The sequence below is a fragment of the Acinetobacter sp. YH12045 genome (assembly GCF_013419925.1).
Classification (GTDB): Bacteria; Pseudomonadota; Gammaproteobacteria; order Pseudomonadales; family Moraxellaceae; genus Acinetobacter; species Acinetobacter amyesii.
Genome location: NZ_VOZE01000005.1, coordinates 77,395 through 98,115 on the forward strand (window position 1 = coordinate 77,395; position 20,721 = coordinate 98,115).

A 20,721-nucleotide genomic window follows, 5' to 3' on the forward strand; every position below is an offset into this window, starting at 1 on the left:
GCGCTTAAGGTTTTAGCCCGACTGGATTTCGATACCAACTTTCAATAAACAATGCTGCAGCAAGGCTGTCGGCAGAAAGATTCTTCGCACGGCCTTGGGCTTGATAATGATCTAATTCATCACGCGCTTCACGTGTCGTTAAGCGTTCATCGACCATCAAGGTTTCAATATTGGTTTGGTGGCGAAGGCGTCGTGCAAATTTACGCGCACGTGTGGAGAGTTCAGATTCGCTATCATCCATATTGAGCGGTAGACCCACGATGAACAAATCCGGCTGATACTGTTTCACAATCTTGAGTAGATTATCCCAATTGGGAATGCCATCTTTCATGGGAAAGAGTGGCAGGGGATTTGCACTTTCAATCAGGGCTTGTCCCACAGCTATTCCTGTTTTTTGTGTGCCAAAGTCAAAGGCCATAATCATTTGATATTGTGGTAAATCAGGCATGTCCAATCTCAGATGATAACCACATGCGGTCTACGCCCATTTTTTTATAGGCAGCGTCCCAGCGGTCGTCATAAGGTAAGTTAAATATTAAATCCATGTCTGAGTCACAAATGAGCCAATCACCCCGAGCAATTTCTTCTTCTAATTGGCTTTTACCCCAACTGGCATAGCCTAGAGCCACCTGATAACGACCCACACCTTCATTGTGTGCAATCGCATCTAAAATATCTTTAGACGTGGTAATGCAGACATTTTCACCTACAGCAATAGACGAATGCCATGTCGGTTGACCAGTATGAAGAACAAAACCTGCCTCTGGGCGCAAAGGTCCACCTTGCAACACTTCATGAGGATGCACATTATCTGCCTCAATTTCCAAATCATTCAAGAGTTCTTTGATCTGCAAGCCCGAAGGACGATTAATAATAATGCCTTGAGCGCCATCTTCATCATGTCGCGCTAAATAAATCACCGTATTGGCAAAGAATTCATCGTTCATTTCGGGTGGAGCAATCAGGCAGCGGTGTGTGAGGTATTGTTTAGTCACCTAATGGCTTCTCCTTATTGGGGTAAGTTTGATTCTTGGGGGGAATTGCATTCGAATAACGTTGTATTTATCAACATACTAGACTCACAAGTTTTCAACAATGAGTTTTTCTGCAAATTCAATATTTGTCATGCTCGACCAGTGAGGGACATGCTAAAAATCTTCATCGTGCAGGCGGGTCTGCAATGTGGTGAATTGTGAAGCGATGATTGGTGATTTGAACAACAGCAGTACAAAAGTGAGGAGAAGATATACGTGATGGATGATAAGGATTGCTTAAAATAGCAGGATAAACTGAGGGTAAAACAATGACACATTTTTCAAAAATAATAGGGATGGCACTCTGTGCAAGCCTACCTATTTCAGGCTTTGCAGGAAGCGCTGACTTACAAAAACATGAATCTCAGGTGATTAAAAAATATAAAAACTTAAATTTTTATGAGGTCAATGAAGCGATAGAACGTGAAATTGTGGATGTCATTGCGGCAGATCCGAGCAGTTTTCACTACGGATTTACGCAACTCGAAAAGCAAGGTTTTGTTCATGTGCAATATTCACCAGATAAAAAACTTAAATTTTATAGTTTTGATGTGTCTGGCGGAGGCACCATGGGGGAGTGGAGCAGCTATGTGCAATATGCAACGGGAAAAACGCAACATTTAGATCAATTTGACTCAGGCTATATCAATCAAATTTTGCCGGTCAACATCCAAAATAAAACCGTATATTTGGTGAAGAGTTATTATAAAGGTGATAATTGCAGTGGACTACATCATTTAAGAGCTGTTGAAGTTGGACCAAAACAGTTACTTAAATCTTATGTATTTCAAACTAAGCAAAAGAAACTAGATCAAATCTCGGTAGATTATGACTGCCATTATGAAACCGATCGTCGTAGCGGTAATGAATATCTCAAAATCAGTCCGAAACACGTGGATGTTATGTTACTCAATCAACAACATCAGCCGCAGTATAAATATTTACGCTATAGCTTAGGCTCGAAAGCCTTTGTGTATCAGGGGATTGTCAAATAGTGTATTTAAGAAAAAAGCCTGTGTACTTTGAATACACAGGCTTTTTTGAAAGCATCAAAAATTAACTATGTTGAAATTTTAATTGTCGCAACTGTTTTGCGTGTTGTAAGGTCGTTTGACTAATCTCCACACCACCAGTCATTCGAGCCAGCTCTTGGATCCGATCATCTTCTTCTAATTCGATAATGATACTGCTTGCAGGATCCGTTTGACGTTTTTTCACCAACAAGTGCTGATCGGATTGTGCTGCAACTTGCGCTTGATGCGTGATACATAGAATTTGAACATGCTGCGCCAAATCAGCCAACAAACGCCCGACAATTTCTGCCGTTCCGCCACTGATCCCGACATCAATTTCATCAAAGACTAACACTTCGGATTCGGTTTTTTCAGCATTCATCACTTGCATGACTAAGGCGATACGTGACAATTCACCCCCCGATGCCACGCGTGCTAGAGGCTGAGCAGGAATCCCTTTGTTGGCTGTGAATAACAGCTGAATAAAGCTTAAACCTTCACTCGAAACATGTTCAAGCGGTTCAAATTTAAATTCAAAATGTGCTTCTGGGAGCGCGAGCTGCTTCACTTGTTCGGTCAATTGCTTCGCCAATGGGGTAGACGCTTCACGACGAATATCATCCAAATGCTGTGCTTTGGCTAAAAAGTCTTGATGAGAAACCTCAACTTGTTCTGCCAACGTTTCAGGATCTTCCAGCTGATGCAGTTGCTCTAACTCAAGTTGCCATGCTTCGTATTCTTGTTTTAAATCTTCAGGCTGAGTACGATATTTACGCGCTAAGCGATGAAAAACTTCCAGTTTGGTATTTAATTCGTCCATACGTTCAGGATCAAAACTTTGACGATCAATAAACTGACGTAAATTTGCGGTGGCATCTTCAATTTCACTTTGAGCGTTCAGTAGCGACGTATAAATTTCAGAAAGTTGTTCACTACGTCCTGCATGCGATTCAATCCGACGAATGATCGCGCCCATTTCTTGATTGATATTTTGCTCGGCGTCATCGAGGGCATTTAGACCATAGCTACAATCTTGCATGATATGTTCATGATGACTGAGACGGTCAAATTCTTGCTCGATTTCTTTGTAGTCCGTTTGCACAAGGTCTTCAAGTTCTTCCAATTGAAGTTCAAGTGTTTCTATCCGTTGCTTACGTGTGGCTTGGGCATCGAGCGCTGCTTGGTGCTGACGAATGTCCTTTTGCCATTTGCTATAGGCATCACGCACGGCTTGAGCAGGCTGATAAAAATTGTAATAGCGATCTAGCCAATGTTTTGGATAAGGCGGTTCCAAGAGTTGTTGTTGGCTGTGTTGGCTATAGAGTTGTACCAATAAGCGGCCAATTTCTTTTAACTCAGATAAGCTGCTCGGACGTCCATTAATCCATGCTTTGCTACGACCTGTTGCAAAAATCACGCGACGTAAATGGATTTCTCCAGACTCATCATCCAGCTCATGTTCTTTGAGCCACAGTGCTTCAGGACTGTGCTCTTGGTAGCTAAAGGTCGCTGTCACATCGGCTTTGTCTGATCCATAGCGCACATAGTTGGTGTCTGTTCGTTCACCTAAACATGCTGATAGTGCGTCTAGCAGCAAAGATTTACCAGCACCTGTTTCACCCGTCAGGACGTTAAAGCCTTGTTCAATGTCGATGGCTAAATGGTCGGCTAATGCAAAATTGATCAGAGTTAAATGTGTCAGCATAAACGCATCCGAGCTGCGAAAAGTTCTAGTTAAAGATAATTAAGTTTTGTTTTGGTCACAAGATAAGTTTTATTTTAAGATGACGAAAAACCTCATAATTCTATCCTAAATTTCAGTTTAATAAGAAATTAGTTTCGTATCTGCCGTAAGCACGCAGTGTAGTGATGCAAAGAGTAAATGATCTTGCATAACGTGAGCTTAAATCATCCAACATTTTGCTAAGTTCTCACAAAACACGTTTGTGTATGTATTCTTGTATCTAATCTAACGTGTTATTGCCTTAAAACGTCATGATTTGGTCTCTTAAATCCGTCCATATAATTCATTATCCATGTATATATCTGTGAAATGATTTTGCAGCGTTTCAATAGACCCTAACTAGGACTTTAGTGGATGAAACAAAAAAGTATTTTGTACAACAGCACAGCTTGTTTTAGACTCTCAATGTTGAGGTGGTGGGATGAAATAGGGGCACATCCAGTACTCAGATTTTTGTAATTATCTATCGCACAGTTTTCAACACAGATTGATTAGTTTTTGCAGCACAATTAAACTACATCGATCAAAATATTATAAATATGCTTTATCTGGAGAAAACGCATGTCAGCACAGTTTGATCATGTATCAGTCATCAAAAAATCAAATGTTTATTTTGGCGGTCTATGCATCAGCCATACTGTGCAATTTGAAGATGGAACAAAGAAAACACTGGGTGTGTTGCTTCCAACTGAACAAGCGCTGACTTTTGAAACCCATGTACCTGAACGTATGGAAATTATTTCAGGTGAATGTCGTGTTCAAATTGCAGATAGCGAAGAAAGCGAACTATTCCGTGCGGGTCAATCATTCTACGTGCCAGGTAATAGCCGATTTAAAATTGAAACAGACGAAGTGTTGGATTATGTGTGCCACTTAGAAGGCTAATGATTCAATCCATTTAGGCACAGTTTTTTAACCTCAAATCGGTTAAACTATGTGTCATAGCATAAATCCTGTAAAGCTTGCTTTGCAGGATTTTTCTTTTTGGCAGCCTATGCTGTGCTCTAGGGATATCATACCCTGTTCAAAAGTTTATCGAAGTTTGCAATTTAGAGGTCGTTCATGGCGAAACCGGAATATTATTATGGCGTTCATTCAGTGGAGTCATTACTGGAACTTGAGCCAGAACGCGTTTTAACTTTATTTGCGTTAAAAGGACGTGATGATCAGCGTTTAAAACGTATTTTTGAGCTTGCAGAACCGTTTGGTGTCAGCATTCAAAAAGCTAGCCGTGATAGTTTGGAAAAACTTGCGGGACAACCGTTCCATCAAGGTGTGGTTGCTGCTGTACGTCCACATCCAGTTTTGAACGAAAAAGATTTAGAGGCTTTATTACAAGCCAATCCAAATGCGTTGCTATTGGCATTAGATCATATTACAGATCCACATAACCTTGGTGCATGCATTCGTACAGCGGCAGCCATGGGTGTTGAAGCGGTGATTGCACCGCGTGATCGTTCAGCGACGCTTACCCCAACAGCCCGTAAAGTTGCTGCAGGTGGTGCTGAAAAAGTGAAGTTTATTCAGGTGACGAACTTGGCACGTACCTTGGCTCAAATCAAAGAAGACTTTAATGTACGTGTGGTCGGCACTATGCTAGATGAAAAAGCATTGCCGATTCAAAATTTTGACTTCACAGGTACGGGTGTATGTGTGGTGATGGGCGCTGAAGATACAGGTTTACGTCCTATTACGCAGGCGCAATGTGATCAAACTGTTTACATTCCAATGGCTGGTAATTTGCAAAGCTTAAATGTCAGTGTCGCAACCGGTATGGCATTGTATGAAGCATGCCGTCAACGTAATAATGAATTGAAATAGCAGTGATGATGTCTCCTCAAAAGCAAGGTTATTTATATGTGTTCATTACCATGTGTATTTGGGGTGGATTTACCTTAACGGCGCGTTTAAGCGCCAATTGGGGAATCAGTGCTTGGGATATCACGGCGCTCAGGTTTGCTTTGGCATTTTGCATCTTAATGCCAATTTTGATTTATAAAAAAGATACGGCTTTTTTATGGAAAAAAGAGCCTTTTATCCTTGCTATGCTCGGTGGGGTGACCTATTGTTTAACGGCCTATAGCGCATTTCATTATGCTCCTGCGGCCCATGCTGCAATTTTCCTCAATGGTTGTATTCCTTTATGTACAGCCATAGCCGCGTTTTTGATCTTCAAGCAGCCGCTCGATAAGCATACGTGGATCAGTGTGGTGATTATGGTCTCTGCCATTAGCTTAATGAGCTATTTAATGTACGTCGAGACTGGTGTGGCATTTGGTTTAGGTGATTTGCTATTTTTTATCAGTGCCATTTGGTGGGGGATATTTACGGTATTGCTTAAGCAATGGAGGCTCTCTGCTTGGCATGCCATGGCGGGGGTTGCGGTTTGGTCTGCCGTGGTATTCGTACCTATTTATCTACTATTTTTCCCTAAACATTGGTCTGACCCAGAGCCATTGCAACTCATTGGACAAGTTATCTTTCACGGTATTTTTGTGGTGATTATTGCGACTTTAACGTATGTAGAGGCGATCAAGCGTCTGGGTGCATTTAAAGCCGGAAGTATCGTAACTTTGGCACCTTTTATTGCTGCAATTTTAGCGGTACCGCTGCTGAATGAACCCTTAAGTTTTGCAATTGTGTGTGGATTGGTCGGGATGGGGATTGGAGCGATTCAACCGTGGAAATGGTTGGGACGAAAGGACAGTCTAGAGCAGCAACTCGAACAACAAAAAAAAGCAGTCTGAGTAAGACTGCTTTTTTATTTAGCTTTTTTCAGCGTGCGCTAAGTACTTGAGATGCAACGGCCGAAGCTGTGCATAAAGATGATCTAAATGACCATCATTCAGCACGATATCATCTGCAATTTTTTGCTTTTCCTGACGCGACATTTGCACTTGAATGATTTTTTGGATTTGCTCGATATTTTGACCATCGCGCTGTGATGCACGCTGAATTTGCAATTGTTCTGTGGCATCAATAAGTAAGGTGTGATTGGTTAATTCATGTTGATTGGTTTCAAATAACAGCGGCGAAACCAAGATGACATAGGGGCTGGTGGCTTCATTTAACTGTTGGATAATGGACTGACGTATTGCAGGATGGGTAATGGCTTCAAGTGCTTGACGTGCTGTAGGATCTTTAAAGATATATTCACGTAAAGCGCGCCGATTTAACTCACCATTTTCCAGTAGAACCCAATCACCAAATTGTTGTTGAATCTGAATCAGTGCGGGTTGCCCCGGTTCGACAACCTCGCGTGCAACGATATCAGCATCGACCACTTGAATGCCTTGGAGTTCAAACCAATTGCTTGCAGCAGATTTACCGCTACCAATACCACCTGTTAAACCCAAGACAAATGTCATACAACGACCTTATTGACCCAAATAAATTTTCATAATTTGATCACCCCATAAAAAGGCGATCCATCCAGCGATGGCAATATAGGGACCAAATGCAAAAGGTTGGTTTTCTTTACGAACTTTGAGCAAAATAATGCCAATAATTGCACCTACTAGTGAAGAGAGTAATACAATCAGTGGGAGCAGGAAAGGGCCCATCCATGCACCCAACGCAGCTAAAAGTTTAAAGTCACCATAGCCCATGCCTTCTTTGCCAGTTATGATTTTAAATAAAAAGTAAACAATCCATAGGCATAAGAACCCGATGATATACCCCCAAATGGCTGAGGTTGCAGAGGTATAAATGGCATAGCTATTCACGCCAAGCCCGAATGCAGCCAAAGTAAGGGTATAGCGGTCAGGTAAAAGTTGGGTGTCAAAGTCAATAAATGTTAAGGCAATCAATACATAAGTCAGCACTAGACCAAACAGCATTTGGATAGTTGGACCAAAAACTGCAACAACAATCAGCGCACAGATCATGGTGAGTAATTCAATCAGTGGATAACGGCTACTGATTGAATTTTGGCAACTTCCACATTTTCCGCGTAACACGATCCAACTGATGACTGGAATGTTTTGATACCAACGAATGGGCGTTTTGCATTTTGGGCAGGTTGAAGCAGGTGTGCTCAGGGTGATCTTTGTTTCGTCAATAATCGGTTGATCCGGATGTAAAAACAGTTGGCAATCCGTACGCCATTCTTGTTCCATCATCTTTGGTGTGCGGTAAATTACTACATTCAAAAAACTACCGATGCAAAGACTAAAAATCCCAACTGCGATATATAACGCAATTGGTGTATTAATTAAATATGTTATTAATTCTTGCATTAAACCACAGAACCCATTTGGAAGATTGGAAGATACATTGCAATCACAAGACCACCAACGAGGACACCTAGTACCGCCATAATCAAGGGTTCCATCATCGAAGTTAAGCCATCTACGGCATTATCCACTTCATTTTCATAATGCGTTGCCACTTTGTCTAGCATAGCATCCAAGGCACCGGATTCTTCACCAATAGCCACCATTTGAATCGCCATAGATGGGAATTTATCGGTGACACGCATCGCAAACTGCAGCTGTTGACCAGTCGCCACATCTTCACGAATTTTCATGACTGCTGTTTCATAGACCACGTTGTTGGTTGCACCTGCAGTTGATTCAAGCGCATCAATTAAGGGTACACCGGCAGCAAAAGTGGTTGCCAAGGTACGGCTATAGCGGGCAATAATTGCTTTATAAACCAAATCCCCAAAAATTGGTGCTTTGAGTGCAGCTTTGTCTAAGAAGTCTCTGAAAGCTTTGCTACGTTTTTTTGCTTCCATGAAACCAGCAATCACAGCGCCAATTCCAATGATGAGGAAGAACCAATATTTTTGCATCCATTCCGACATGTTCACTACCATTTTGGTAAAGGCAGGTAGGTCTGCACCAAACGATGAAAACAAGTCTTGGAATACGGGAACTACTTTCACCATCAAAATGATCGTCACAATAACCGCGACAACAATTACCGCAGCTGGGTATTTCATGGCTTTTTTAATTTTTTGCTTAAGCAATTCACTTTTTTCTTTGTAAATTGCAACACGGTCTAACATGGTTTCAAGTGCACCCGATTGTTCACCTGATTCAACTAATGAGCAAAATAGGTTGTCGAAATACTGCGGATATTTACGGAGTGCACCAGCAAATGTATTGCCACCTTCAACTTCACCTTTAATCCCCAAGACCACTTCACGCATGGCTGGGTTTTCTAAGCCTTCCGCCACGATTTCGAACCCCTGAACGAGCGGTACACCGGCTTTCATCATGGTTGCAAGTTGGCGCGTGAATACCGTGATATCCAAAGTGGATACTTTCTTTTTCATCAAGCCTTCGAGAATGTTTTTACGTTTTTCTCGAATGGTTTTAATGGTGATGCCTTGCTTACGTAAAGTGACTTTAGCTAAAGCCATATTACGCGAAGGCATTTCCCCTTTGATTTTCGCCCCTTTGCGATCCACGCCTTCATAACTGAAGGTTGGCATCATCTGCGCTTTTTTTACAGCCATGAATTTATCCTTATTTTTAAATACTAATTCACTTACTCACTGGTCACACGATTGACTTCTTGAAGTGAAGTCACCCCCTGCATGACCTTAATTAAGCCTGAACGGCGTAAATTGTTGAAACCTGCTTGATTTGAAGCTTCGGCAATTTGTAAGGCATTGCCGTCTTCCATAATAATTCTTGAAATTTCAGGTGTCACTTTCATGACTTCGTAAATACCCACACGACCTTTATAGCCTTCACGGCATTCGGCACAACCCACAGGCTGGTATATTTGGAATTCTGGTGTATTTAAATCATCTTCGGTAAAACCAAGCTCCAATAGACTTTGTTTTGGTACGTCTACTGTTTCTTTACATTGTGAACATAGGCGACGTGCAAGTCGCTGCGCAATGACAAGGTTCACGGATGTCGCGATGTTAAATGAAGGCACGCCCATATTGCGTAAGCGTGTCAGTGTTTCAGGTGCACTATTGGTATGCAGTGTAGACATCACCATGTGACCTGTTTGAGCCGCTTTAATTGCAATTTCAGCCGTTTCTAAATCTCGAATCTCACCGACCATCACAATATCAGGGTCTTGACGTAAGAATGATTTTAAGGCTGCAGAGAAGGTGAGGCCGACTTTATTATTTACGTTGACCTGATTGATCCCTTCTAAGTTAATTTCCACAGGGTCTTCGGCAGTTGAAATATTGGTATCTTCACGGTTGAGAATATTTAAACCTGTATATAGAGATACGGTTTTACCGGAACCCGTTGGACCGGTAATGAGTAGCATGCCTTGTGGTTTTTCTAAAGCCTGCATGAACAGTTCTTTTTGATCCGGTTCATAACCCAACGCATCAATCCCTAGCATCGCACTAGATGGATCAAGGATACGTAGAACAAGTTTTTCACCAAACAATGTCGGTAAAGAGTTCACACGGAAGTCGATAGCTTTGTTCTTTGACAGCTTTAACTTGATACGACCGTCTTGAGGTATACGCTTTTCCGAGATGTCCATTTGTGACATGACTTTTAAACGTGAAGCGAGTCGAGTAGCGAGCTGCAAGGGCGGATTTGTAATTGTTCTTAACACGCCATCGACACGGTAGCGGACGCGATAGGTTTTTTCGTAGGGTTCGAAGTGTAAGTCAGATGCACCCATACGAATTGCGTCGACTAGCAGCTTATTGATGTATTTAACAATCGGAGCTTCATCCCCCGTTGCCTCATCTTCATCTTCTTTCGCTGGATCAATAGTTTCCTGTTCTAAATCAAGATCAAAGTCATCATCAAAGTCAAAAGTACTTTCTTCAGAAAAGTTCTGTTCAATTAACTTTTCAAGTTTGTCATGTTCAACAATAATTGTTTCAGTATTCAGCTTACTACCAAATCGAATGGCATCCACTGCTTCAATATTGGTGGGATTACTGATCGCAACGAATAATAAATTGCCATGTTTAAAAATAGGCAAAATACGATGCTTGGTAATTAACTTATCTTCAAATTCATCACGAATAATTAAGGAGGTGTCATAAGTCGAAATATCAAAAAACGGTTCACCGAATTCTATCGAGATGGTTTCAGCGATCAGGCGTGCTGAAAGTTGATATTCCTGAATCAAATGCGGCACGATATCTTGATGAGCCTTTTTTGAATTTTGCAGCGCTGTTTGCATTTTTTCGGCAGACAGATGCCCTTCGTCAACTAAGCGACGAATAAACCCCGTAAATCTTGAAGAACCTTGAACTGCTGTCATGCTTTTACTTGCCTATGCTTCAGTCTGTTTATAATTGGTATAGCAAAATTATACTTTTGTTGCACAAAAATACCATATCTTAAAGTGTTGTCACTAGCTAAGAATTGGTAAAAAGCATGAACCAGTCCTTAAATCTGCTTAATTTTTTTACAGAAAAGTGAAGATCTTGGAGTGACTGGCGTGCTTCGAACTTGCAAATGTGTTGAAATTTATCTTCATAATTATGAATTACGTGTAGAATGTGCCCGATTTCATCTTTGTCATGTGGGATAAATATGTCGGGTTCGACGATTACGCCTTGGGTAGTGGGTAACTGGAAAATGAACCCATTGCAAGCCGATGCTGGCGCACTTCTTAAGAATTTTAAGCAATTATTAGATGAACAAAATATTGCTGAAGCGGCATGTCATATTGGGGTTGCACCAACAGCTATTGCTCTGACCACGGTGCAAAATGAATTAACACAAGCTAGCCGTAATATTATGACCGTTGCACAAGACGTTTCTCGCGTTGCAGGTACAGGTGCATATACGGGTGAACTCAGTGCTGAGCTATTAAAAGATTATGGTGTTGAATTTGTACTGATTGGTCATTCGGAACGCCGTGAAATATTCGCTGATCAACCGCATATCATTAATGAAAAAGTAAAAAATGCATTAAACGCAGGTTTGACTGTGATTTATTGTGTGGGTGAAAGCTTAGAACAACGTGAAAGCGGCCAAGCAGAACAGATTGTGTTACAACAAATATGTGATATTGCTGCTGTTGTACAAGCAGAGCAGTGGAAACAAATTGTGGTAGCTTATGAGCCAATTTGGGCTATTGGCACAGGTAAAACAGCGTCACCTGAAGATGCGCAAGCGATGCACGCTAAAATTCGTGAAGGTTTAAGCCAAATCACCCCAATGGGACTTCATACTGCGATTCTTTATGGTGGTAGTGTAAAACCTGAAAATGCAGTAGAGTTGGCAGCCTGTCCGGATATCAATGGTGCGCTGGTCGGTGGTGCATCATTAAATGCAGAGTCGTTTTATAAAATTGCTCAAGCATTTGCAAATACAAAATAATTAGGAGTTCAGCATGCATACGTTTGTGCTGGTGGTACATATTATCTTAGCGATTTTAATGATCGTGCTGATTTTAGTTCAGCATGGTAAAGGCGCAGATGCGGGTGCATCTTTTGGTGGCGGCGGTGCTGCAACTGTATTTGGTGCATCGGGTTCGGGTAACTTTATGACCCGTTTGACTGCGATTTTAACGGCTTTGTTCTTCGTTACGAGCTTGACACTTGCTGTGTTTGCAAAGAAACAAACGACAGATGTTTATAGTCTGAATGCGATTTCTTCAGTACCGACTGCGCCTGCAAAATCGGCTGAAACTTCGCCAACTGCACCAAAAAGCGCTGAATAATTTATTTAGCACTTTCTTTTTTGACGTGTTGCGACTAGAATGCGTCACAGCTGCGGTGGTGGTGGAATTGGTAGACACGCTACCTTGAGGTGGTAGTGCTTTCGGGCGTGGGGGTTCAAGTCCCCCCTTCCGCACCAACTTATAATCCAGAACATAAGTTGGTGTATGCAGCAAAACTCTGTTGATGCGGGATGGAGCAGTCTGGTAGCTCGTCGGGCTCATAACCCGAAGGTCGTTGGTTCAAATCCAGCTCCCGCTACCAATCAATTCTATTTTTAAGATGCAAACTTTTAAATGGACAGCTTTTAAAGCTGAGAAAACTATTTGCATATTGATGCGGGGTGGAGCAGTCTGGTAGCTCGTCGGGCTCATAACCCGAAGGTCGTTGGTTCAAATCCAGCCCCCGCTACCAATCTTATATAGCACACAATCTATATAAGCAGTTTATCTGAAAGTCATTGTGATGTTGATGCGGGATGGAGCAGTCTGGTAGCTCGTCGGGCTCATAACCCGAAGGTCGTTGGTTCAAATCCAGCTCCCGCTACCAATCCTCTGAGATGCAACTCAGTAGGGCAATTCTTCAGGTTGTTTTAGATTGAAAATGACCAAGAAATTGTATATAATTTTTGCATGTTGATGCGGGATGGAGCAGTCTGGTAGCTCGTCGGGCTCATAACCCGAAGGTCGTTGGTTCAAATCCAGCTCCCGCTACCAAGTTTCTAAAAGAGGCTCACAACTAGGTGGGCCTTTTTGCACAGTGGACTATGGTTTTCTGTGTAATAATGGGGCGATTTACGCCCTTTTTTATTGGCTATCGTGTAGTGTCGACAGTATTTTGGTCAAACCGTCATGTTTCACTACTACTATAGTTTCGTATTGGTCTGTAGTGGTCATTTCGACCATCGAATCGCACAAATTTGACGAGAGTAAATGAAGCTATCAAATAAAACTCAAGCACTTCAGGACTTAATTGCCCCAGCGGTGCAAGCATGTGATGTAGAACTTTGGGGGGTTGATTTCCAACCTCAAGGAAAACGTTCACTGTTACGTATTTATATCGACCGTGAAGTTGATGAAAATGCAGAACCTGTCATCAATGAAGATGGCGAAGTTGAGCAAGGCCGTGGTATCGGCGTGCAGGACTGTGTTCGTGTCACTCAGCAAGTGGGTGCGATGTTGGATGTACATGATCCAATTTCAGGCGAATATGCATTGGAAGTGTCATCTCCAGGTTGGGATCGTCAGTTCTTTAAATTGGAACAAATGACGGCATACATTGGTCAGCAAGTCGCTTTGCGTTTGATCAGTGCTGTAGATAATCGTCGTAAATTCCAAGCCAAACTTGTTAACGTAGACCTTGAGAACGAAATGATTCAGGTTGAAGTTGAAAAGCAACAAGTGTTGGATATTGACAGCCACAATATTGATAAAGCAAATCTGGTTTTCCAAGATTAATTTAATAAATAAGAATCTGAACGAATAGGTGACTTATGGCTCGTGAAATTCTTACCGTAGTAGAAACGGTTAGTAACGAAAAAGGTGTAAGTCGTGATGCAATTTTTGAAGCGCTTGAACAAGCTTTAGTTGCAGCGACTAAGAAGAAATTCTACGAGGGAACTCACTCGGAAGAAGCTCGTCTACGTGTAGAAATCGACCGTCGTACTGGTGATTACCGTACTTTCCGTCAATGGGAAGTGGTTGCCGACGAAGATCACGAAATGCCAGCATGCCAAGATGCGATCTCTGATGTAGATCCTGCAAAATGGGCAATTGGGGATATCCGTGAACTTGAAGTTGAATCGATTGATTTTGGTCGTATTGCGGCACAAATTGCGAAACAAGTGATTGTTCAAAAAATTCGTGAAGCAGAGCGAGCGCTAATTGCAGATGCTTACGAATCTAAAGTTGGTGAACTCATCTACGGTGAAGTGAAAAAACAAACCAAAGATGGCTTTATCATTGATTTAGGTGACAATGCAGAAGCATATCTTGCGCGTGAAGAAATGATCGCTAAAGAAATTCTACGTCCTAAACAACGTGTAAACGCGATTTTGTTTAACGTAAACCGTGAAGGCCGTGGTGCTCAGTTATTACTTTCTCGTTCTAAACCAGAAATGCTTATTGCATTGATGAAGAAAGAAATTCCTGAAATTGCTGAAGAAATCATTGAGATTAAGGCTGCTGCACGCCAACCTGGCGTTCGTGCTAAAATCGCTGTGAAAACAAACGATCACCGTATTGATCCTGTAGGTGCATGTATTGGTATGCGTGGTACACGTATCCAAGCAGTTCAATCAGAGTTAAATGGTGAGCGTATTGATGTAGTCGTTTGGTCTGATGACGCGGCACAGTACATTGCAAGTGCTCTAGAGCCTGCTGATGTATCAGGTATCGTGATTGATGAAGAAGAACGTACTGCAGATATTATTTTTGCAACGAGTGATCAGTTAGCACGTGCAATTGGCTCTCAAGGTCAAAACGTACGCTTAGCATCTGAATTGACTGGTTACAAGCTCAATATGATGCTTGAAGAAGAATATCACGCACGCCAACAAAACGAAGCGCAACAATATTTAGATATGTTTGTTACACGTCTAGATATTGATGAAGACTTAGCGATGGCGTTAGTTGAAATGGGTTTCACATCATTAGAAGAAATCGCGTATGTTCCTGCGGAAACATTCGATGAGATCGAACTTGATGCTGAAACTGTTGAAATGCTACAAGGTCGTGCAAAAGAAATCGCATTGGCTGATGCATTGAAGCAACAAGAAAACATCCAAGAGCCAAGCGAAGAGCTTGCTGCAATGGAAGGCGTGACTAAAGAAATCGCATATGCGCTTGCCGCTCGCGGTGTGGTAACTGTAGATGATCTTGCAGATCAAGCCACTGACGATATCTCTGATATCGAAGGTTTAGGTGCTGAAAAAGCAGGTCAACTTATTATGAAAGCGCGCGAATCATGGTTTAACTAGGAGGTAATATATGACGGACAAGTCGATTAAGGAGTTAGCTCTCAGCGTGGGTCGTCCAGTTGAGAAGCTACTGGAACAGGTTCGTGATGCGGGTTTACCACAAACTAAACCTGACGATATTATCTCCACTGAACAACAAAATGCCCTCGTTAACCATTTGAAAAAAGTTCATGGTCAGGATGCGGGCAATGCAGGACAAATCACGTTGAAACGTAAAACTACCAGTACTGCTAAAGTGGCGAGTACATCGGGCAAGGCAAAAACGATTAATGTAGAAGTTCGTAAGAAACATACATTTGTTAAACCGGATCCTGAGCAAATTAAAGCTGAAGCATTAGCGAAAGCACAAGCTGACCAACAAGCACGTAAACAGGAACCTAAGGTTGAAGCGAAAGCTGAAGAACCGAAGCAACAACCAGTATCTAAAGCGAAACAAGCTTTAGAAGCAATGCGCGCTGCTGCGAAGCAAGAACATGCGAAGCAAGAAACACCGAAAGCTGCGGTTGTTGTAAAACGTAAGTCAAACAACAAGCCAATTACAAAACCTGTTGAAACTCTAGAACAGAAAAAAGCACGTGAAGCTCAAGCAGCACAATTGAAAGCTGTAGAAGAAGCGGCGCGTCGTAAAGCCGCTGAAGAAGCGCAACAACGTACGCTTGAGCAAATGCGTCAAATGGCGTCTAAGTATTCTAACGAAGACACTACTGCGACCATTCGTGTTGTAGATGATTCTCCGCTTGCTGCCGGCCTTGTAGGTCAGGCATATGAAGATTCATTTGCGAAAGAAGACCGTGAAATTAAACGTGGTACCAATACCAACAATTCACGTTCACCTAAAAAAGGTGGTCGTCGTGGCGAAGAGCAATCTTTCCGTGATAACTCACATAAACGTGGTTTGAAAACAAGTCAAGCGAACAAGCATGGCTTTGAAAAACCAGTTAAAAAACAAGTTTATGATGTTGAAATTGGTGAAACAATTGTTGTTGCTGACTTGGCTGCGAAAATGGCGGTTAAAGTTCGCGAAGTTATCAAATCACTCATGAAAATGGGCGAATTGGTTACTCAAAACCAAGCGATTGATCAAGAAATTGCAGCACTTGTTGTTGAAGAAATGGGTCACAATCCAGTACTTGTTTCGGATACACAAGCAGAAGACAACTTACTTGAAGCAGCTGAAGAAGCGCGTGGTGTCCAAACCACTCGTCCGCCAGTTGTGACAATTATGGGTCACGTTGACCATGGTAAAACATCACTTCTTGACCGTATTCGTCGCTCTAAAGTGGCTGCAGGTGAAGCAGGTGGTATCACACAGCATATTGGTGCTTACCATGTGAAAACTGAAAAAGGTATTATTACTTTCTTAGATACACCGGGACACGCAGCATTTACTGCAATGCGTTCACGTGGTGCGAAATCTACAGATATCGTAGTGTTGGTTGTTGCAGCAGATGATGGTGTTATGCCACAAACTGCGGAAGCGATTGACCATGCACGTGCAGCAGGTACGCCAATTATTGTTGCTATCAACAAAATGGATAAAGAGTCTGCTGATCCAGATCGCGTATTGAATGAGTTGACGACGAAAGAAATCGTACCTGAGCAATGGGGCGGTGACGTTCCCGTGGCAATGGTTTCTGCGCATTCAGGTGCAGGTATCGACGAACTTCTTGACTTGATCTCAATTCAAGCCGAACTTCTTGAGCTTAAAGCATCTGAAGAGGGTGCAGCACAAGGTGTTGTAATTGAAGCACGTGTAGACAAAGGGCGTGGTGCGGTAACATCGATTCTTGTTCAAAACGGTACATTGAAAGTGGGTGACCTTGTTCTTGCAGGTTCGTCATACGGTCGTGTACGTGCGATGACAGATGAAAATGGTCAACGTATTAAATCTGCTGGTCCTTCGATTCCTGTGGAAATCTTGGGTCTACCAGAAGCGCCAATGGCAGGTGATGAAGTTCTTGTTGTAAATGACGAGAAAAAAGCACGTGAAGTTGCTGATGCGCGTATGGATCGTGAACGTCAAAAACGTCTTGAACGTCAATCTGCGATGCGTCTTGAAAATATCATGGCGTCTATGGGCAAGAAAGATGTGCCTATTGTCAACGTGGTATTGAAAACAGACGTACGTGGTACTTTGGAAGCATTACACGTTGCACTTGCTGAACTTGCAACTGATGAAGTGAAAGTACGTATTATTGGTTCAGGTGTTGGTGCGATCACTGAGTCTGACGTAACACTTGCTGAATCTTCAGAAGCGGTTCTTCTCGGCTTTAACGTACGTGCTGATAATACTGCACGTCAAAAAGCTGATGCTGATGGTATCGACATTCGTTACTACTCGATCATCTATCAATTAATTGATGATGTGAAAGATGCGATGAGCGGTAAATTGGCGCCTGAACACCGTGAAACAATTCTGGGTGTTGCTGAAGTACGTGAAGTGTTCCACTCAAGTAAATTCGGTGCTGCTGCAGGTTGTATGGTACTTGAAGGTACATTACACCGTAATAAACCGATTCGCGTATTACGTGATGACGTGGTGGTATTCCAAGGCGAGCTTGAATCTCTTCGTCGCTACAAAGATGTGGTTGAAGAAGTTCGTGCCGGTATGGAATGTGGTCTTGCGGTGAAAGGCTATAAAGACATCAAAGCACAAGATAAGATCGAAGTGTACGATGTTCAATTGATTAAACGGAGTCTTTAATGGCGGGTAGTCAACGTCTGAAGCGTATGGCGGATACAGTACAACGTGAGTTGTCAGAACTGATCCGTCAGGAGCTGAAAGATCCACGCTTAGGTGGTCTCGTGACCATCTCTGCCGTGAAGGTGAGCCCAGACTTAGGATATGCCGAAGTTTATGTGACTGTAATGGGTCGTGAGCTAGGCGATGAGCAAAGTGAAGCCGCAAATAAAGAGACTTTAGATGTCTTGAATAAAGCATCTGGTTTCTTGCGTCATGAACTAAGCCGTCGTATCAAAACACGTATTACGCCACGTTTGCGTTTCCATTACGACAAAACAAATGCTTATGGCAACTATATGTTTGGTCTAATTGCGGAAGCGGTCAAGGACTTACCTCCTACTGACGAAGCAAAAAAAGATGATGAATAATTCAGTTCGCTGAATGAAAAAAGCCACCTTTGGGTGGCTTTTTTATGTTTGAATAACGGTAATTTAAAAACTCAATCACTTTAAAATTATAATATGCCAATGAAAGACAGGTCGAACATGATATTTAATCCGCCAATCTGTAAAAATAATGAATTGAAAAAAATAATCCTTTTGAGTAGCGCATTATTTATTACTATGCCAAGTTGGGCATGTTTAAATACCTATGTAGAAGATTTTTATACATCTGATTCATAAAAAGAAAATCAACGCGAAGAACATCATGACGAGAAATTGAATAACTTTGTATCAAGGCATCCTAGCCCAATAGACTATCAGGCAGAAAATGATTATGCCGTACATCAGATTTATGCAGGTAAATACGATTTAGCCATTAAGGTTTTACGTGCAATTGGAAATTGAGTATCCAGGTTTACCGAAGATGGCAGTGAATTTAGGCACAGCTTATGAGTTGATCGGTAATATTAAACTGGCCAAAAATTGGATTGCAGAAGGTATGAAGCGTGATCCATCGATACATCTTGGCAGTGAATGGATTCATCTGAATATTTTAACAGCCAAAGAAAAACGTGCGACAGCAAAATATTTTCATGAATATCTATTGTTGAATGTATATTATGGAACAGGTTATGTACCCGATGCACACTGGAAGAATCAGCGAAAACTCACAACAGCAGAATATGATGCTATACGAGAGCAGGCTAGTTTACAGATTAATGAGCAGAAAAATGTTGTTTCAAGACAAGATGCCGTGATGGTACAGCTGTTTTATGAATTTGCGAATCTTGAGATGAGTCAATATCAGCCTAATTAGTCTGATCATTTTCAAAGTCGTTATGAAACAAATATACTGATTGATTTAGCTGAAAAATATGGATTAAAGACAACGCCATATAACCAAAAGCGTTTGCAATATATGGCTCAGGGAAATGTATTTGAGAAATTATGGATGAAAATTAAAGACTTTTGGGCTATAAGGGATAATCAAAACTGGATCTAGATTTAATCCAGATCCTCCGGTTTTGAATGGCGTTTAGAGTGAAATGCACGGCGCCGAGTTCGCTGCCAAGGAAGAGGGCGATTCAGAGCTTCTGGTGCATCACCACTCATCGAGCGCAGTCGTAAATGTAATGCCGCTTGTGCCATGAGGTTTGCAGAAACCGGTGCAGTGATAAAAGCAAAAAGCGTGATCAGGATTTCTGCAAATCCAAAACGGCCTTGAAATGCTGCATAAATAATTGCAGCAATTAGAAAACTTCCTAAACCTAAGGTGCTTGATTTAGTCGGTGCGTGCAGTCGCATAAATAAGTCAGGTAGGCGAACCATGCCAATACCGCCGACCAACATGAAAAAAGCGCCAATCACCAAAAAAATCGAGACCAAAATTTCCATGACTAATTGCATATTAAAGGACTCCTAGTCGATGACGTGGCCAGTAGTGAAATAACGCGCTAAAGCAGCTGTAGATACAAACCCCAGCATGGCAACCAATAAAGCCCCTTCAAACATTGATGTACTTGCCCAATAAATACCTAAAATGACGATTAAGCAGGTGGCATTTAAGAACAAAGTATCTAAAGCAAGTAGTCGGTCCACAACTGAAGGTCCCATCACCAAGCGGATGAGGCACAGTAACATCGAGATCGTCACCGCAACTAAACAAATGCCAAGCGCATAAGGTAAAATTGTCATGCAGACTCTCCTGTATCAGCGCCAAAAATGAGGATGAGAGGGCGTTCATAGCGCTCTTTAATGGTTTGAATTTCTGCTTCAGGATCATCCGTGCTCAGCGCATGGACCAAAATATCACCACGGTCTTGGTCAATTCCGGCAGACACCGTACCGGGTGTCGTGGTGATGATCATCGCAAGCAGAGAATTGACTTCTTCATGCTGTGTATCGAGAGGAACACGGAACCATTTCGGATGCAATTTATGTGTCGGACCAAGGACGAGTTTTGCAACATGGATATTACTGACAATAATATCCCATAACACCACAAAGAATAATTTACATGCTGCCAGCCAGTTGATATTGGGTGTTCGATCAATAAAAGGGCGAACCATTCGCGGAATAACAATTGCTAAAACCAAGGCCATGCATAGTGTGGCTGCATCTAAACTGTGCGCTAACATCACCCAGCTCAGACCAACCATGACTGATACCAATGGATGCGGAAACCAGCGATTGAATAAAGATAGTGTCGCCAT

21 protein-coding genes and 5 tRNA genes are annotated in these 20,721 nt (G+C 42.1%); 16 read left to right on the forward strand and 10 right to left on the reverse strand.

The window, feature by feature from the left end:
* Positions 1–4 precede the first annotated feature (4 nt).
* Positions 5–448: a Holliday junction resolvase RuvX gene (ruvX, locus tag FTU02_RS08385; RefSeq protein ID WP_111884874.1), complete on the reverse strand. Its 444-nt coding sequence runs from the start codon at positions 446–448 to the stop codon at positions 5–7.
* Positions 441–995 (reverse strand): YqgE/AlgH family protein, encoded by a 555-nt coding sequence (locus FTU02_RS08390; protein WP_078189425.1) that lies wholly within the window; start codon positions 993–995, stop codon positions 441–443. The genes ruvX and FTU02_RS08390 overlap by 8 nt, the downstream gene beginning before the upstream one ends.
* 308 nt (positions 996–1,303) lie before the next feature.
* Between FTU02_RS08390 and FTU02_RS08395 the strand changes: the two genes are divergently transcribed.
* On the forward strand, positions 1,304–2,029 hold the full coding sequence (locus FTU02_RS08395; protein ID WP_162689751.1) for a hypothetical protein: 726 nt from the start codon (positions 1,304–1,306) through the stop codon (positions 2,027–2,029).
* A 61-nt stretch (positions 2,030–2,090) separates the two neighbouring features.
* Here the strand turns inward: FTU02_RS08395 and recN are convergent, their stop codons facing one another.
* Entirely contained in the window at positions 2,091–3,752 is a 1,662-nt protein-coding gene (gene recN / locus FTU02_RS08400; RefSeq protein ID WP_180156706.1) for a DNA repair protein RecN, read from the reverse strand.
* 600 nt (positions 3,753–4,352) lie between these two features.
* Here recN and FTU02_RS08405 point away from each other — a divergent pair.
* The 3 genes from FTU02_RS08405 to FTU02_RS08415 all read left to right on the forward strand — a co-directional run bounded on the left by FTU02_RS08405 (position 4,353) and on the right by FTU02_RS08415 (position 6,538).
* Complete coding sequence (locus FTU02_RS08405; protein ID WP_067763086.1) at positions 4,353–4,676, forward strand: pyrimidine/purine nucleoside phosphorylase; 324 nt, start codon at positions 4,353–4,355, stop codon at positions 4,674–4,676.
* A gap of 177 nt (positions 4,677–4,853) precedes the next feature.
* Positions 4,854–5,612 (forward strand): 23S rRNA (guanosine(2251)-2'-O)-methyltransferase RlmB, encoded by a 759-nt coding sequence (rlmB, locus tag FTU02_RS08410; protein WP_168378207.1) that lies wholly within the window; start codon positions 4,854–4,856, stop codon positions 5,610–5,612.
* An 8-nt stretch (positions 5,613–5,620) separates the two neighbouring features.
* Positions 5,621–6,538 carry a DMT family transporter gene (locus tag FTU02_RS08415; protein WP_373684229.1) on the forward strand — a complete coding sequence of 306 codons (918 nt, stop codon included), beginning with the start codon at positions 5,621–5,623 and terminating at the stop codon, positions 6,536–6,538.
* A gap of 18 nt (positions 6,539–6,556) precedes the next feature.
* Here FTU02_RS08415 and coaE read toward each other — a convergent pair whose 3' ends face one another.
* The 4 genes from coaE to pilB are packed head-to-tail and all read right to left on the reverse strand — an operon-like array spanning position 6,557 to position 10,997.
* Entirely contained in the window at positions 6,557–7,159 is a 603-nt protein-coding gene (coaE, locus tag FTU02_RS08420; RefSeq protein WP_180156711.1) for a dephospho-CoA kinase, read from the reverse strand.
* Between the two features lie 9 nt (positions 7,160–7,168).
* On the reverse strand, positions 7,169–8,029 hold the full coding sequence (locus FTU02_RS08425) for an A24 family peptidase (protein ID WP_180156713.1): 861 nt from the start codon (positions 8,027–8,029) through the stop codon (positions 7,169–7,171).
* Entirely contained in the window at positions 8,029–9,255 is a 1,227-nt protein-coding gene (locus tag FTU02_RS08430; protein ID WP_078192563.1) for a type II secretion system F family protein, read from the reverse strand. The genes FTU02_RS08425 and FTU02_RS08430 overlap by 1 nt, the downstream gene beginning before the upstream one ends.
* 32 nt (positions 9,256–9,287) lie before the next feature.
* Positions 9,288–10,997: a type IV-A pilus assembly ATPase PilB gene (gene pilB / locus FTU02_RS08435; RefSeq protein ID WP_180156715.1), complete on the reverse strand. Its 1,710-nt coding sequence runs from the start codon at positions 10,995–10,997 to the stop codon at positions 9,288–9,290.
* A 275-nt stretch (positions 10,998–11,272) separates the two neighbouring features.
* Between pilB and tpiA the strand changes: the two genes are divergently transcribed.
* The 12 genes from tpiA to FTU02_RS08495 all read left to right on the forward strand — a co-directional run bounded on the left by tpiA (position 11,273) and on the right by FTU02_RS08495 (position 19,325).
* Positions 11,273–12,064, forward strand: coding sequence for a triose-phosphate isomerase (gene tpiA / locus FTU02_RS08440; RefSeq protein ID WP_180062795.1), 792 nt, complete (start codon positions 11,273–11,275; stop codon positions 12,062–12,064).
* 13 nt (positions 12,065–12,077) lie between these two features.
* A complete protein-coding gene (gene secG / locus FTU02_RS08445; protein ID WP_180156717.1) occupies positions 12,078–12,407 on the forward strand; it encodes a preprotein translocase subunit SecG in 330 nt (109 codons plus the stop codon).
* Positions 12,408–12,459: 52 nt separating this feature from the next.
* A tRNA-Leu gene (locus FTU02_RS08450) sits at positions 12,460–12,544 on the forward strand.
* A gap of 48 nt (positions 12,545–12,592) precedes the next feature.
* A tRNA-Met gene (locus FTU02_RS08455) sits at positions 12,593–12,669 on the forward strand.
* 73 nt (positions 12,670–12,742) lie between these two features.
* Positions 12,743–12,819 (forward strand) — tRNA-Met (locus tag FTU02_RS08460).
* Positions 12,820–12,877: 58 nt separating this feature from the next.
* Positions 12,878–12,954 (forward strand) — tRNA-Met (locus FTU02_RS08465).
* 90 nt (positions 12,955–13,044) lie between these two features.
* Positions 13,045–13,121 (forward strand) — tRNA-Met (locus FTU02_RS08470).
* Positions 13,122–13,337: 216 nt separating this feature from the next.
* A complete protein-coding gene (gene rimP, locus FTU02_RS08475; RefSeq protein WP_180126953.1) occupies positions 13,338–13,862 on the forward strand; it encodes a ribosome maturation factor RimP in 525 nt (174 codons plus the stop codon).
* A gap of 35 nt (positions 13,863–13,897) precedes the next feature.
* On the forward strand, positions 13,898–15,382 hold the full coding sequence (gene nusA / locus FTU02_RS08480; protein WP_078192558.1) for a transcription termination factor NusA: 1,485 nt from the start codon (positions 13,898–13,900) through the stop codon (positions 15,380–15,382).
* Between the two features lie 10 nt (positions 15,383–15,392).
* On the forward strand, positions 15,393–18,086 hold the full coding sequence (infB, locus tag FTU02_RS08485; RefSeq protein WP_111884116.1) for a translation initiation factor IF-2: 2,694 nt from the start codon (positions 15,393–15,395) through the stop codon (positions 18,084–18,086).
* Positions 18,086–18,493: a ribosome-binding factor A gene (locus FTU02_RS08490; protein WP_078189413.1), complete on the forward strand. Its 408-nt coding sequence runs from the start codon at positions 18,086–18,088 to the stop codon at positions 18,491–18,493. Before infB ends, FTU02_RS08490 begins: the two co-directional genes overlap by 1 nt.
* 403 nt (positions 18,494–18,896) lie before the next feature.
* Positions 18,897–19,325, forward strand: coding sequence for a hypothetical protein (locus FTU02_RS08495; protein ID WP_180156719.1), 429 nt, complete (start codon positions 18,897–18,899; stop codon positions 19,323–19,325).
* 188 nt (positions 19,326–19,513) lie between these two features.
* Here the strand turns inward: FTU02_RS08495 and FTU02_RS08500 are convergent, their stop codons facing one another.
* Genes FTU02_RS08500 through FTU02_RS08510 form a run of 3 tightly spaced genes read right to left on the reverse strand, consistent with a single transcriptional unit; the run spans position 19,514 to position 20,721 of the window.
* Positions 19,514–19,915 (reverse strand): Na+/H+ antiporter subunit G, encoded by a 402-nt coding sequence (locus FTU02_RS08500; RefSeq protein WP_111884120.1) that lies wholly within the window; start codon positions 19,913–19,915, stop codon positions 19,514–19,516.
* Positions 19,916–19,927: 12 nt separating this feature from the next.
* Positions 19,928–20,203, reverse strand: coding sequence for a monovalent cation/H+ antiporter subunit F (locus FTU02_RS08505; RefSeq protein ID WP_078192553.1), 276 nt, complete (start codon positions 20,201–20,203; stop codon positions 19,928–19,930).
* Positions 20,200–20,721 (reverse strand): Na+/H+ antiporter subunit E, encoded by a 522-nt coding sequence (locus FTU02_RS08510; RefSeq protein ID WP_111884121.1) that lies wholly within the window; start codon positions 20,719–20,721, stop codon positions 20,200–20,202. The genes FTU02_RS08505 and FTU02_RS08510 overlap by 4 nt, the downstream gene beginning before the upstream one ends.

Excerpts from the sequence above, each read along its gene's own strand:
- ruvX (WP_111884874.1), bottom strand. The coding sequence starts at position 448 with ATGCCTGATTTACCACAATATCAAATGATTATGGCCTTTGACTTTGGC.
- FTU02_RS08395 (WP_162689751.1), top strand. The coding sequence starts at position 1,304 with ATGACACATTTTTCAAAAATAATAGGGATGGCACTCTGTGCAAGCCTA.
- recN (WP_180156706.1), bottom strand. The coding sequence starts at position 3,752 with ATGCTGACACATTTAACTCTGATCAATTTTGCATTAGCCGACCATTTA.
- FTU02_RS08405 (WP_067763086.1), top strand. The coding sequence starts at position 4,353 with ATGTCAGCACAGTTTGATCATGTATCAGTCATCAAAAAATCAAATGTT.
- rlmB (WP_168378207.1), top strand. The coding sequence starts at position 4,854 with ATGGCGAAACCGGAATATTATTATGGCGTTCATTCAGTGGAGTCATTA.
- FTU02_RS08415 (WP_373684229.1), top strand. The coding sequence starts at position 5,621 with ATGTCTCCTCAAAAGCAAGGTTATTTATATGTGTTCATTACCATGTGT.
- coaE (WP_180156711.1), bottom strand. The coding sequence starts at position 7,159 with ATGACATTTGTCTTGGGTTTAACAGGTGGTATTGGTAGCGGTAAATCT.
- FTU02_RS08425 (WP_180156713.1), bottom strand. The coding sequence starts at position 8,029 with ATGCAAGAATTAATAACATATTTAATTAATACACCAATTGCGTTATAT.
- FTU02_RS08430 (WP_078192563.1), bottom strand. The coding sequence starts at position 9,255 with ATGGCTGTAAAAAAAGCGCAGATGATGCCAACCTTCAGTTATGAAGGC.
- pilB (WP_180156715.1), bottom strand. The coding sequence starts at position 10,997 with ATGACAGCAGTTCAAGGTTCTTCAAGATTTACGGGGTTTATTCGTCGC.
- tpiA (WP_180062795.1), top strand. The coding sequence starts at position 11,273 with ATGTCGGGTTCGACGATTACGCCTTGGGTAGTGGGTAACTGGAAAATG.
- secG (WP_180156717.1), top strand. The coding sequence starts at position 12,078 with ATGCATACGTTTGTGCTGGTGGTACATATTATCTTAGCGATTTTAATG.
- rimP (WP_180126953.1), top strand. The coding sequence starts at position 13,338 with ATGAAGCTATCAAATAAAACTCAAGCACTTCAGGACTTAATTGCCCCA.
- nusA (WP_078192558.1), top strand. The coding sequence starts at position 13,898 with ATGGCTCGTGAAATTCTTACCGTAGTAGAAACGGTTAGTAACGAAAAA.
- infB (WP_111884116.1), top strand. The coding sequence starts at position 15,393 with ATGACGGACAAGTCGATTAAGGAGTTAGCTCTCAGCGTGGGTCGTCCA.
- FTU02_RS08490 (WP_078189413.1), top strand. The coding sequence starts at position 18,086 with ATGGCGGGTAGTCAACGTCTGAAGCGTATGGCGGATACAGTACAACGT.
- FTU02_RS08500 (WP_111884120.1), bottom strand. The coding sequence starts at position 19,915 with ATGCAATTAGTCATGGAAATTTTGGTCTCGATTTTTTTGGTGATTGGC.
- FTU02_RS08505 (WP_078192553.1), bottom strand. The coding sequence starts at position 20,203 with ATGACAATTTTACCTTATGCGCTTGGCATTTGTTTAGTTGCGGTGACG.
- FTU02_RS08510 (WP_111884121.1), bottom strand. The coding sequence starts at position 20,721 with ATGGCGACACTATCTTTATTCAATCGCTGGTTTCCGCATCCATTGGTA.